General features: G+C 39.6%; 10 protein-coding genes. 3 read left to right on the top strand and 7 right to left on the bottom strand.

Features of this window, described 5'->3' with window-relative positions; genetic code table 11:
• The first annotated feature begins 371 nt into the window (after window positions 1-371).
• Window positions 372-1,436 carry a M14 family zinc carboxypeptidase gene (locus tag M3175_RS13595; RefSeq protein WP_251519775.1) on the top strand — a complete coding sequence of 355 codons (1,065 nt, stop codon included), beginning with the start codon at window positions 372-374 and terminating at the stop codon, window positions 1,434-1,436.
• 41 nt (window positions 1,437-1,477) lie between these two features.
• On the opposite strand, the gene M3175_RS13590 is transcribed toward M3175_RS13595, so the two are convergent.
• From M3175_RS13590 to M3175_RS13575, 4 genes are all read right to left on the bottom strand, one after another.
• Entirely contained in the window at window positions 1,478-2,089 is a 612-nt protein-coding gene (locus M3175_RS13590) for a DedA family protein (RefSeq protein WP_251519773.1), read from the bottom strand.
• 112 nt (window positions 2,090-2,201) lie between these two features.
• Window positions 2,202-5,378: a DEAD/DEAH box helicase gene (locus tag M3175_RS13585; protein WP_251519771.1), complete on the bottom strand. Its 3,177-nt coding sequence runs from the start codon at window positions 5,376-5,378 to the stop codon at window positions 2,202-2,204.
• A gap of 104 nt (window positions 5,379-5,482) precedes the next feature.
• Window positions 5,483-6,544 carry a PQQ-dependent sugar dehydrogenase gene (locus M3175_RS13580; protein ID WP_251519769.1) on the bottom strand — a complete coding sequence of 354 codons (1,062 nt, stop codon included), beginning with the start codon at window positions 6,542-6,544 and terminating at the stop codon, window positions 5,483-5,485.
• A gap of 121 nt (window positions 6,545-6,665) precedes the next feature.
• Complete coding sequence (locus tag M3175_RS13575; RefSeq protein ID WP_251519767.1) at window positions 6,666-6,836, bottom strand: hypothetical protein; 171 nt, start codon at window positions 6,834-6,836, stop codon at window positions 6,666-6,668.
• Window positions 6,837-6,919: 83 nt separating this feature from the next.
• Between M3175_RS13575 and M3175_RS13570 the strand changes: the two genes are divergently transcribed.
• Window positions 6,920-7,726 carry a cobalamin-binding protein gene (locus M3175_RS13570; RefSeq protein WP_251519765.1) on the top strand — a complete coding sequence of 269 codons (807 nt, stop codon included), beginning with the start codon at window positions 6,920-6,922 and terminating at the stop codon, window positions 7,724-7,726.
• A gap of 40 nt (window positions 7,727-7,766) precedes the next feature.
• On the opposite strand, the gene M3175_RS13565 is transcribed toward M3175_RS13570, so the two are convergent.
• Both M3175_RS13565 and M3175_RS13560 read right to left on the bottom strand, forming a co-directional pair.
• On the bottom strand, window positions 7,767-8,948 hold the full coding sequence (locus M3175_RS13565; protein ID WP_251519763.1) for a NupC/NupG family nucleoside CNT transporter: 1,182 nt from the start codon (window positions 8,946-8,948) through the stop codon (window positions 7,767-7,769).
• A gap of 194 nt (window positions 8,949-9,142) precedes the next feature.
• Complete coding sequence (locus tag M3175_RS13560; protein ID WP_251519761.1) at window positions 9,143-10,606, bottom strand: protein adenylyltransferase SelO; 1,464 nt, start codon at window positions 10,604-10,606, stop codon at window positions 9,143-9,145.
• A 204-nt stretch (window positions 10,607-10,810) separates the two neighbouring features.
• Here M3175_RS13560 and M3175_RS13555 point away from each other — a divergent pair, with 204 nt between their 5' ends.
• Complete coding sequence (locus M3175_RS13555) at window positions 10,811-11,515, top strand: peptidoglycan recognition protein family protein (protein ID WP_251519759.1); 705 nt, start codon at window positions 10,811-10,813, stop codon at window positions 11,513-11,515.
• Between the two features lie 52 nt (window positions 11,516-11,567).
• Here the strand turns inward: M3175_RS13555 and M3175_RS13550 are convergent, their stop codons facing one another.
• A complete protein-coding gene (locus tag M3175_RS13550) occupies window positions 11,568-13,190 on the bottom strand; it encodes a choice-of-anchor I family protein (RefSeq protein WP_251519757.1) in 1,623 nt (540 codons plus the stop codon).
• Window positions 13,191-13,531 lie beyond the last annotated feature (341 nt).

Genomic DNA, 13,531 nt, shown 5'->3' with positions numbered 1-13,531 from the left:
TACTTCTAAACCCGAAGCATTCAAACTTCATTGAACCACAAACTGATTCTAACAATTTAAATACAAGAAATACAAATGATTATACTAACTTTTAGTAAAATATTTTACTTAAAACAATTAATATCATCTCCCTTTTTTCTTCCCGAATTCTATCGATACTTACTAACTTTATAATAGGAAACCATTTATGTCCTACACCTTTCTTCCTATGTCAACTACAAAAGCTTACTTTTAACCGTTTTTAAATCCTTCGTTCGTATGTATTTCGTTAATCGAAATTTGTCTAAATAATAGGCAATTTACTTTATTAACATCCGATTCATTTTTGGATAAAATTTGAATTGTTAAAAAATTTCATTTGGAGGTAAGATATGAACTTAAAGAAAAAAGTTTTATCCGTATCCTTATCAAGCTTAATGGCATTTGGTGCAATTACTGCCATCTCAACACCAGTTTTTGCTGTTGGAAATGGACCAGGTGCTGGTAACGGGACCGTCCAAACGTCGATTTTGCATACATATGAGAGTTTAGTAGATTATTTAAAAACTCAGGATGCGAAGCAAGAAGCGATGGAATTAGAGGTGATTGGACAAACAGTCAAAGGCCGTGATATTTACATGGCAAAATATATCTCCAATCCTGATAATCCAACGATCTTATTTTTAACACAACAGCACGGAAACGAGCAGCTTACAACAGAGGGTGCCCTTAGCTTTATTAAGCATTTAGGCACAGAGAAAACAAAAGGAGTATTAGATAACGTCAACGTACTTATCATTCCTATGCTAAACGCTGATGGAGCAATGGGCGATGTGGATTTCTCACTTGATAATTATCACGCCGATGGCGATCGTCATCTTACTCGTTATAATGCGAACTATGTGGACCTTAACCGTGAACATGATAAGGCAACAAGTGACATGCAACCCGAAGTAAGAAACTTACATGAGAATGTTTTTGCAAAATATAACATCGATTATATGATTGACCTTCATCACCAGGGCACACTTAGTGAAACAGAGGGCGAACTCGTATCTGGATCGATTCTTTATCCGACCAGTGCAAAGGTGAAGCCTGAAGTGGTTGAACGCTCCAAAAAATTAGGATCGGTTGTTTATGGAGCACTTGAGGATACTGGTTGGGGCCACATCGGTAAATATGTAGGTGGAGACGGAGAAAATATCGGGCGTAACGGAGCGGCTGTTCGTTATGACATCTCCACCCTCCTATTTGAAATGCGTGGCATGTCCGATCACTATGTTGAATCTTACGCTCTAGGACAAAAGAGCAACGGCTATTTAATTAAGCAGACAATTACTACCTTAGATGCTACAGTACGTGCCATTGCAAATGGTTCCATCGAGACTGCCGATACAAGTTTCTGGGATACTCTTCCTGAACAGAAGAACAGACAAGGCGAAGAATCGGACGAGTAGTAAAAATAAGGGAGAGCATTCCAGTAATGGACGCTCTCCCTTTATCTATCAACAACTTCCATTTTTCTCTTTTGGCTACGCTGTTTTAGTATTTTCCAACTCACATACCCAATTGTCATTACTCCAAGACCAACCAGTAACATGGTTTGATATTCAGAGATCATATTTATCATTGTTTTCGCATCGCCGTCATAAAAACGGCCGATACTTAACAAAAGAAAAGTAGATGGCCCTATTCCTAACATCGTAAGTAACGTATAAGGAAGAACTTTCATATTTGACACTCCAGCTAAAAAAGGAATGACATTACCTAAATGAAGGGGACTTAACACCGCAATGCTCCATACTCCATATTTGTTCAAACTTGCTTTAACCTTTTCCAACTTTTCTTTTTGAGCCATGTTTAATCTATTTTCAACAGAGTTTCCTAACTTATATCCAATTGAATAAGGAATATAGCTACCAAGAGCATACAAAAAGCTTCCCACTAGTGAAATCCATGTTATTTCAAACCAGGATAAATTTAAAATGAAACCAACTGTGACAATAAAAAATGTTCCAATAAAGGGAAAGGCGCTTCCCTCAATGAATAAGGAAAACAAAATACCGCCTATCCCCCAGTTATCGATTAGAGTTAGTAGTAAGTCCTTCATAAAACCACTCCATCTTATTTAAGATACTATAAGTATAGAGTGAATGCTCTTTTCTAAATAGAAACCATGGGTGTAACTTCTTCTAAGACTTGAGATGTAGATTTCGCTTTAGTTAACTCATCAATATCTCGCGAAGATCTTCTTCTGTAAGAGAAGGAGTTGAATCCCCCTTAGAATCAATAATCTCTGCCACAAGGTCTTTCTTTTTCTCCTGCAGTTCGTTTATTTTTTCCTCAATAGTCCCTCGTGCAATAAGCTTGATCACTTGTACTTCATTCGTCTGACCAATGCGATGGGCACGATCTGCCGCTTGCTCCTCCACAGCCGGATTCCACCAAAGGTCGTATAAGATAACGGTATCCGCCCCTGTTAAATTAAGCCCCGTTCCACCTGCCTTTAATGAAATAAGAAAAAGATCTCGTTCGCCATCGTTAAAACGATTGCACCTTTCCAGACGTTCTTCCGATGGAGTCTGACCATCAAGGTAAAAAAACGGGATCCCTTGATTAGCTAGTTCCCTGCCAATTAGAGTGAGCATTTTCGTAAACTGAGAAAAAATCAGCACCCTTCTTCCTGAGAACCTGGCTTCCTCTACAATCTTCATGAGCTGTTCGAATTTTGACGAACTTCCTTTATATCCATCCACAAACAAAGCAGGATGACAACAAATCTGTCTTAACCGCGTTAATCCAGCCAAGATTTTAATCCGATTTTTTCTTATCGTATCCTTATCCAAATGCTTTAACGTATCTTCTTTCAGTTTGGCAAGATACGCTGCATACAAATTCTTCTGATCTGGGAGAAGCTCCACTGTCTCCATTAACTCCATTTTTCCAGGAATATCAGAGAGCACCTCTTCCTTCATTCTCCGAAGTAAAAACGGCCGAATCCTGCGAGCAATTTGTTTTCTTGTTAGATTACTGTACTCTTTAAATCCAAGAAAAAGTTCAGGAAACACCACGTGGAAAATCGACCACAGCTCTTCTAAGGAATTTTCCACAGGAGTTCCTGTAAGGGCAAAGCGATAATCAGCTTGTATCCTTCGTACGGCTTTCGCTGTTTGTGAAACTGGATTTTTAAAGGCTTGTGCTTCATCAAAGAAGACCACACAAAACGACTGTTTTTGGTACCAAGTCAAATCTTTTAATAACAAAGGATACGAGGTAATGACAACGTCCAACCCATCCAAGTTATTTTGAAGTTTCACCCGTTCCGTTTTCGTTCCATCCATGACCACGGCTTGTAGTTCTGGAGCGAACTTCATCATTTCACTTAACCAGTTATACGTTAGAGATGATGGACAGACAACAAGAACAGGGAGCTTTTTTTCACGTATGGTAGAAAGCTCAGATAATATGAAGGAAATGCTCTGCAAGGTTTTCCCAAGTCCCATATCATCTGCAAGAATTCCCCCAAATCCAAAATGGGCAAGAGTTTTCATCCAATGATAACCTTGCTTCTGATACTCATGGAGAATCGACTCTACCGGTTTTGGCACATCAAACTTCATTTCACCCGGATTTTGAATGGTATCTAAAAATTGACGAAAGGAATCCTCAAACTTAAATATTTTGCTCTCACCCTCTAAGAGCTGTAGCCCTCGAACAACAGGGAAGTTTAATTCACTTTCCCAATCTTCCGGTTGGATGGGTAGCGTTTTAAGGAACCGATCCATTTCTTCAAATTCTCTTGTTTCTAACGAGAGCAGTGACCCATTTTTCAAACGATAGTATTTTCGCTTTTCCTCTAAGGCTGCTAGCACGGCACGAATCTCTTTCTCTGCCATACCCTCCATTTCAAATTTGAATTCAAGCCAATTGGTTCGTTCTTTTTTCATTTTAATTCGGATTTTAGGGTGAGCATTTTCCTTGAACAACCGGTTTCTGACAGCGGTTGTCGCATATATTTGCACTAGCTTTTGAAGCTTTGGAACAGTATGATATAAAAACTCATACTCCAATTCCTCATTATGCAGAACATATCCACTGTCCGTTGAAGCAAAAGAACTTTCCTCCATCAGCTTGAGAATTGCCTGTTCTTTCCCCACATCCCTTGCTGCAACAAATCTTGCTTTGTGTTGATGATTTTCTAATGGGTTAATTACTATATTTTCATAGTGAAATTCTAGCCCAGCAAGAAGTCGATTGCTTACTCGATCAAGATACAACTTGGCAACGAGTGGCGTGTGGAAGAGTTGATTGGAAACAGTAGCTGCTATATGCACGTTCCCCAGCTTTTTTAAACCAGGCACTACTTTTTCTAAGAAAAAATCACCTTGTTCCTTTGGAATGGAAATACTCCCTGATTTCGTATTTGCTAACATCTGCTTCATTTCAACCAGCCGGTCAAGATCTTCATATGGGATTTGATACATCTCCCCTTTTGCTAATACCAATCCATATGAAGTCAACAAAATGATTTGATCCAAGCCTTGAACTTTCAGTTGATAGCCTCCGCCCTTTACGTCTGTTACATCAAATTGCAAAGGAAGGGTTCTTTTAGAAAGTCGAATCCCGTTATAAGAGGAGTCATCTATCTGTAAACTTGCTTGTGGTGCTTTTACAAGAAAAGGGAGTAGTCTTTCCCAAGAAGTCGGTGTAATCAGTAGCATTTGGCTGTTTGGTACCACACCATGCACCTTTTCATCATGAGTCACTTGAACAAGCTGGTGGATCACTGCATCGGTTTCCCTTTGGAAACAATGCACACTCGGATCGTAAGTAAAAGAAGCTGAAAGAGATATAGGGGTCCCATCTTTCATTTTCTCTAGGAAATCTCGTATATCTTGAACTAAAATGGAGTGAATAGTCAGCTCCACCCCAAGCATCTCTTTATCCCCTACTGAAATGAGTTTGCAAGTAAACGCCGCCTCTACGACTTGCCGGTTTTCAAAATGAAGCTGATGTCCACTCGACCTTTTTGGCTGTTGAGCAAACAGAGTTAATAACCCATCTGTTAATTCCTGATCAGCGTTCCGATGTTCCTTTGGTATAAATGGGACCGTCCCTTTTTTCTGATGGTCATATATCGCTAATAACACAGCGGCAATATGCTGACATTCATTTTTAAATGAGGGGAGCGAAGGGCAGCTACAGGTTGTTTGAAAATCACCGTGGTCCACGTCTACTTTCACTTTAAAGTCCTCCGCACCTGTAACCGTTGCTTCACAACATTGATGATCATAACTATGGAATGATACTCGATCCGCACGATAAAAAGAATCTCCTCGTTTAAAGGAGACCGCCCCACACATGTCTTTTATGATTTTTTGATTTAATCGTATATTCACGTATGTCTCTCCTTTCTAGAAGATCATTTGTCTCAACTATTTTACCATCAAAAGACTAGCAGACACCAAAAAATGCCCAAATAACAGATTGGGCATTTTTCCTTTTATTGTATAGTTAGCTTAAATAACCGGTCGTCACCTTCCCTAGGATTGCCTCTTCCATCGCGATTATTAGTGACGGAATATAACGCATTTTCTTCAATAAAGATATCCCGCATTCTTCCGGCACCTTCAAATACGGTTTCCATTTTTGTACCAGCGAGGTCGACTACTCGAATACTTTCGCCCCGCAAGGTCGCTACATATATATTTCCGTTTTTTATTTCGATTCCAGATGGTGCCCATGTTTCCTCTCCTGTATGGAATAAGGGAGAAACCATATTTGAAGCTTTTTCGTCACCCTCAATTACCGGCCACCCATAATTCTTCCCGGGGGCGATTTGATTAATCTCATCATGTGCCGACTGCCCATGCTCAGAGCTATACAGCTTTCCACTATGATCCCACGCTAGCCCTTGAGGATTTCTATGTCCATATGAATATACGTAGGAGTTTTTGATTGGATTATCATTAGGAAGGGAACCGTCTAACTCCATGCGTAAAATTTTTCCTGCTAAGCTACTGACGTTTTGAGCATTATTCGGATTCCCTGCATCTCCAGCGGTTGCATATAATTTGCCGTCAGGTCCGATCTTGATTCGTCCACCATTATGAATTCTCCCACCAGGAATTCCTTCAAGGATAACGGATGTTTCCCGCCATGTGTTTTGATTAAGCCGGAGAACGACTATACGATTCAACACTTCTCCATTTTCTTCATATGTATGGTAAGCATAAGCTTCTTGGTTGCTATCAAAATTAGGAGAAAGAATAAAACCCAAAAGCCCTCCTTCTCCAATATGAAGGACGTCTTTTGTAACATCCACCTCTTGCAAGGTTTTTGAACCATTTTCTCCGTCTACTTTAATAATACTTCCCGCGCGTTGGCTTAAATAGAAGGTTTGATTATGCTTCGTAATATTCCAAGGAATAGTTAAATCAGTCGCAATCACCTCAGCCTGCCTGGCAACGGCTTCACTTGCTTCATTTTCATTCAAAAATTCATTATCTCCTGCACAACCCGCAACCAAGAGAGTTGCCGTTAATGTAATCAGGAACCTTTTCACTCCTACCACCTCCAGTTATTGTTGTCTAGATAGAAGTTTAGCCATTTGTTTACAATAATAAAATGCTTTTTACTCATTAAAAGAGAAATACCCAAATAGGTTTCCTTTGTTTCCACTCTCTTTATTCATTCTTCCCCATCAGCTTCCTTACTACCTCTTTGGGATCCCAGCAGTTAAATTGATAGGTTGGTTTTGTATCAAATCCAAGTCGGGAGCATCGGTAAATCATTTTCCCATTCTCTTTTTTCACTTCATAATTCACACATGAGGCACAGCAATGGAAATTCTTCACATGTTTCCCCTCCTACAATAGGATTCTTTTATTATAATAATAAGTGTAATTAAATTAGATTCCTAGAGTCAGGAGCGTGTTCCGTGAAACTCATTTCTATTTGTCCAAGCAACACCGAAATTGTGGCTTATTTAGGATTAACATCTTCCTTAATCGGAGTTGATGATTATTCTGACTGGCCCGAGGAGATTAAAGAGTTACCGAGATTAGGACCGGATCTTCACATAAATATGGATAAGGTCGAAGAATTACAACCAGATTTAGTGTTAGCCTCCCTCACTGTTCCTGGAATGGAACGTAATATTGAGGAGTTAGAGAAACGCCACATCCCTTTTGTAATTGTTCCGAATCCAACAACTTTACAAGAGGTAGCTGATTCCTTATTATTTGTTGGAAAAGCAACAAACTCCATCGAAAAAGCAACCATAGCCTACGAGAAGTTCACTTCTAAAATTAGAGACTACCAGGCTCTAAGCGAGAAGGTTGAGATTCCCAAAACGATCTACTGGGAGTGGTGGGCGAAACCCGTATTTACACCAGGGGCAAGCAATTGGTTAACCGAAATCAGTCATCTAGCTGGTGGACGAAATATTTTTTCTGACTGCGTGGAAGCGAGTGTTCAAACCGATTGGGACGAAGTTCGTAGAAGAAAACCTGATGTTATTTCAGTCGTTTGGGTCGGAGTACAAAAAGAGAAAGTGAATCCTAAGGTGATCCTTAAACGCCCTGAATGGGATCAGATGGATGCAATCAAAAATAAGCAACTATACATTCTAGATGAGCCATTGTTTTGCAGACCTTCTCCAAGATTACTGTTAGGATTAGCAAAGATTGCTTCCCTTCTTCATCCAGACATTTATCCAGCTTACAACGAAGATCCAATCCTATAATAAAAGACCATTGTCCCAAGCCGACAATGGTCTTAATTTTTTATAGAAACAATCCAACCGTGGTTGCTGTTAAGATCGACGCTAATGTAGCTGCAAGTAACATTTTCAGTCCAAACTTAGCTACAACCCCAGCTTTTTCACCGTTAATCGCTTGAATGGAACCAGAAATGATACCAATGGAACTAAAGTTTGCAAACGAAACTAGGAAGGTTGATACAATTCCCACCGTACGCTCACCTAAGTCTGGAATCAATTGTTGGAATTCCAGCATAGCAACGAACTCATTTGTGGCAAGTTTAATCCCCATGATAGAGCCTGCCGTCAAGATTTCACTATATGGAATTCCCATTATAAAGGCAATTGGTGCAAACACATAACCTAAAATTTCAGTTAAAGAAAGGCCGATTAATCCTGAGAATGCTGCATTGATTAGCGCCATGAGACCAACATAAGCTACTAACATCGCCGCAACAATTAACGCTACTCTTCCCCCATCAATCGCACCCACACTGATCGCCTCAAAAATGGACTTTGATTGAGAAACTTCCTTTAAGTTAATTTCTTCATCTTCTCCTGACTGTATAGGAGCTACAATCGTAGCAATAATTAGAGCCGAAAAAGCATTTAATATCATGGCTACTAAGACAAATTGTGCAGGGATCATACTCATATAAGCACCCATAATACTTGCACTTACGCTGGCCATTGCACTTGTAGATACGATGAACAATTTATTATCGTTCATTTTATCTAAATGTGCTTTAATCGCCAATAATGATTCACTTTGACCGAAGAAAATAGAGTTGACTGAATTAAACGTCACTACCTTCGATAGGCCAGTAATTTTTGAAATAGCGCCACCTATGTATTTAATTGCTAAAGGCAAAATTTTTATATGTGTGAGAATCGATAAAATGGTTGAAGTGAAGATAATCAACATCAAAACATTAATAAAAAATACAGAGGTATCTGCAGGAACTAATCCGCCTGTGACAAAGTTAATCCCTTCATATCCATACGTTAATACTTGTGTAACAAAATTTGATACCACTTCCACAATCTTCAATCCGACAACTGTCTTAAACATGACAATGGTAATGGTAACTTGAAGAGCAAACATAATTACAATCGCTCTAAAATTAACCCCCTTCTTATCATTTGATAAAAGGTAGGCCAATCCGAGTGTAAGGATAATGCCTAAAATGCCAATAATGATACTCATACTGTTCTCTCCTTAGATGCATGTACAAAGTTACTTTCTGCTATTATGCCTTCTTTTAAACAATAACTTTTCCATTTTATCTAAATAAGTTTTGCTTTTCTAGTGTCAAGCATGTATTTATAATTTTCCCAAAAATAAAACAATGCTACCCAGGTAGCATTATTAATAATGCAACCCAAGTAGCATTGTCTTTGTCATGTTCCACAGTACGTACGATAAGGAAGGCCCGTTGAGTCTGGCAGTTTGCAGTACTCTTCTTGGACAGAGGTATAGTCATAAGGATTGGCGAGAGCTTCTAGTAGCTTATTCATGACACTATAATCATCTTCCTGGGCAGCATCTAGGGCTTCTTCTACCCGATGATTTCTTGGGATAATGGAAGGATTACTTTTTCTCATTAGGTCTAGAGCGGCTTCTTTTGATTGCTCCTGCCTGCTGAGTCTCTCCTGCCATCTCTTATACCAGTCGTTGAACTCTAATGTCCCTTGAAGGACCGATTCCTCATGTGCTTCACGAGTTAATGCTCGAAAGGTGTTTGTATAATCGGCTTTATATTGCTTCATCACGTTTAGAAGATCATTTATCAGCGTTTCATCCTGCTCTTCTACATTAAATATCCCTAGTTTTGCTCTCATCCCTTCGAGCCAATACCCGCGAGACAGCTCCGGATATTCGGATATGGCGTCTTGAGCAATTTTCACAGCCTCTTCATCATTGTCATGAAGCAAATCCAAGAGTGTTTCAGCAAACCTAGCTAAGTTCCAACCTCCAATTCCTGGTTGGTTTCCATAAGCATAACGACCCCGCGCATCAATCGAGCTGAATACGGTCTCTGGATCATACGTGTCCATAAATGCGCAGGGACCGTAGTCGATCGTTTCCCCACTAATGGTCATATTATCTGTATTCATTACACCATGAATAAATCCTACAAGCTGCCACTGAGAAATCAATTTTGCTTGCCGGTTAATGACCGCTTTTAAAAAGGAAAGATATTTGTCCTCATGATCATTAATTTCAGAATAATGGCGTGTAATTGTATAATCAGCTAGCGCTCGAGTATCTTCAACCGATCCCCATTTCGCGGCATATTGAAAGGTACCCACACGGATATGACTGGAAGCGACACGTGTCAAAATGGCACCAGGTAAGTTGGTTTCTCGAATCACCGGTTGTCCTGTAGATACAACTGCTAGGCTACGAGTGGTAGGTATCCCGAGGGCATGCATTGCTTCACTTATAATATACTCACGGAGCATAGGGCCAAGCGCAGCACGACCATCCCCCCCGCGCGAGTAAGGTGTCCTACCTGGACCCTTTAACTGAATATCATATCGCTCACCAGTAGGTGTAATATGCTCCCCGAGCAAAATAGCCCTTCCGTCTCCTAGCATCGTAAAATGTCCAAATTGATGTCCGGCATATGCCTGGGCTATCGGTGAAGCACCTAAGGGAATGTCATTTCCAGCGAAGATTGCGGTTGCCTCTTCAGATTGCAAAGCCTCCGCAGTTAATCCTAGCGACTTTGCGAAGGTTTCATTAAACTTCACCATTTCTGGTGACCGTACCGAAGTTGGATTTGTGTTTGAATAAAAGAACTCTGGCAGTTTGGTATAGCTGTTGTCGAAGTTCCAACCTGATTCATTTGATTTAGTCATCTTATATTTCACTTCTTTCAGCTTTTATATCTTATTTTATGGCCCGTAATTGATTTCAAAGCATCATATACTTTTTTAATGTTCAACAACTCCCTTTTATTATACCTTTCCCCTTGTTTTCGGGAAAAGCAATAAGAATATTTGAACTGAACCGCAACAAACTATTAACATAAAAGACAATATAGAAGCAGAAAGGAAAAGCAGATGAGAAGAGTTCTTTTTGTTTTGCTAATTTGTTTACTTTTCACCACTCACACAGCTCTAGCAACGGATAGTGTCCAGGAAGTGAGTACTTCCCCGCAAAAGCAGGGGCAACATATTCTGATGACGAGGGAACAATTCAAAGATTGGCTACAAAATAGTACGTTCCATCGGAAAATAAGTCTTATTCAACAGCATCATACATGGGCTCCAGCTTATAAACGATTTAATGGTTCCAATCATTTCCGTTTACTTCAAGGAATGGAGAATTATCATAAAACCCAAATGCACTGGAAAACCATCGCACAAAATATCACCACCTTCCCCGATGGAAAAGTAGCTGTATCCCGTCCATTTGATATGGCTCCTGAAGGATCGATTGGGGTACAAGCCAATTCTGTAGGCATTGCCATTGAAAATGTAGGCAATTTTGATAAAGGGCAAGATGTGATGACTGCAGAACAAAAGGAAACAATTGTGTACATTACAGCCTTGCTTTGCCTAAAATTCAACCTATCCCCTTCAATCGATACCATCACCTATCATCATTGGTGGAATTACAAAACCAAACAAAGGGTGTTAGATAATGCCAAAAGCTATGAAGTGAAACCTTGTCCAGGTACGAATTTTTTTGGAGGTAATACAACCACCGCAGCTAAAACGTACTTTTATCCTTTAGTGGCACGAAAAATGAAGGAGTTACAATAAAGTAAAAGGATAGGTTAGTGATTCACTCACCAACATATCCCATTAAGCTTCGTTATTTTTCATTGATCTCAAAAACTCTTACATTTCCAGACACTTCGTTCGCCACGAGCATTAATGGCTTGCCAGTTGGGCTATCTTTGGCTTCCACCAAGCACAGTCCTTCTGGTGCAAGATCCCCACTTGACACTACGTCTGTACCTGTGAAATCTCTTAAGTTAACATAATCATGAAATTTTACATTTTGCATATTTGTGACGTCATACATCATAATGCCGCCCGTTCTTTCTAACCCGATAAAGGCAAAAGTTTTGCCATTAATTTTCATCACCTTAATATCTTCTGGTTCTGGACCTTTTTTACCGCTACGAGAATCTAGTTCTGTTTTATTATTAGATGAATTAAAGGCTTCAGGATACAGCTCACCGGTTATTTTTTCAAACTCACTTCCGCTATCATACACTTGCTCCATCTTGTCTGCATCCCAAATTGAGAAGGAACGACTACCATATAGGTAGGTTTTATCCGACTCAAGACCATCTCTTTCGGCATTCAAAAGGGTATCGATTTTATAAGAAGTGCCTGGGAATTTATAAGACCCGGTATCCTTGTACTCACCCCATTCTCTGCCATCGCCTTCGTTAGCAGTAAAGATGTACTGTTTGCCACCTATTTTTTGTGTGGCTATTCCATCAGGCATGTAGGTACCGTAAAGGTTTTGGGTCGTAAGGTTTACTTGACCATCCTTTAAGGCATCAAGAGCGTTTTCTTCTATATTATGGTCCTTAAATCCAAGCCCCTTCACACTTACAATCTCTTGAGTTTTTAAGTCGATTGTCGCTACCGAATTAGCCTCCTGTAGAGATACGTAAGCGTAATGATTGTTGTCAGAAACAGATATATACTCCGGTTCTATATCAACAGAAGGTGCTGTGTTAGGCTTCAATAACACCCCATTTTCAACCAGTGCTGCTCTTGCCTCTTTGGAGTCGAATTTGTCAAAACCAATTGTTTGAGCCGTTGCTTTCTCTACTCCCTTTTTTATATCAATAATGGTAATGGAACCTTTTGGATCCATTGCTCCTGCTGCTGTAGCGTATCCTTCCCTTGGCTCGCCTTCATTAGCAGACAGTAAGTATTTATAGTCTTGAGAAAAAGTAACCATATCTGGCTGTACGCCCGCCTCGAAATGTTTTATGTACTTTCCTTCAAAATTCAAAATGACAATACTTCCATGATCCTTGTACGTAGCCCCTTGTACAGCAATCGCGATTATTTTTTCGTTTGTATTGATATCAATACTAGTAATATCACCGCTCGCAAATCCATATGCCTGTCCCATCGCAGTAATATCTAGGCGAGTATCGATTTTGAACTCAGTTTTTTTATTGGATGTTATATCAGCTATGCTAACGATATCAACTGATTGTGCGGCACCGTTTACTAGATACATTTTTTGATTGTCTTTGTTGTATTTTACGATTTCGGCAATTCCACCATCTTTGTTGCTCATTCCGGTCTGGTAGTTTCCGATATAGCTCAATTTGCCGTTGACACTTTCTTCATGAAAAATTCGCGCTTCGTTTTTTGCCAAAACTGGAGTACCACTTAACTGTAACGTTCCTGCTAATACTCCCCCTGCCATTGCCAGCCCAAGAATTGCTTTTGACTTTACCATATACGTACCTCCCAAATATAGGATTTGTTTTGGTTGAATCACTTATGTAGGACAAATTCGCATTCATAATTGTCGCAAATCTATGAACCAACAAAAACCGTGATGTGGTAAAAATTTGGTTAATATTCTGTAAATGTTAATAGATTGTTCAAATCTTGTAACTGTAAGGTTAGTAATTTTTTATAAAATGGGATTAGAAATAGAGAAGGGAAGTGGATGATGTTACTGAAATGTCGAACCGAATCAGATGAGTTACTAACTTTACGATCGTTAAACACACGAATGGAGTTAACAGAGATAAAGATACTTTTTATTTATGAAAAATCATTTTTAAACCCTAA

It is taken from the genome of Robertmurraya korlensis, from assembly GCF_023715225.1.
Lineage (GTDB): Bacteria > Bacillota > Bacilli > Bacillales > Cytobacillaceae > Robertmurraya_A.
The sequence above is the reverse complement of the archived record's forward strand: the minus strand, read 5'-3'. Positions and strand labels throughout refer to the sequence as shown.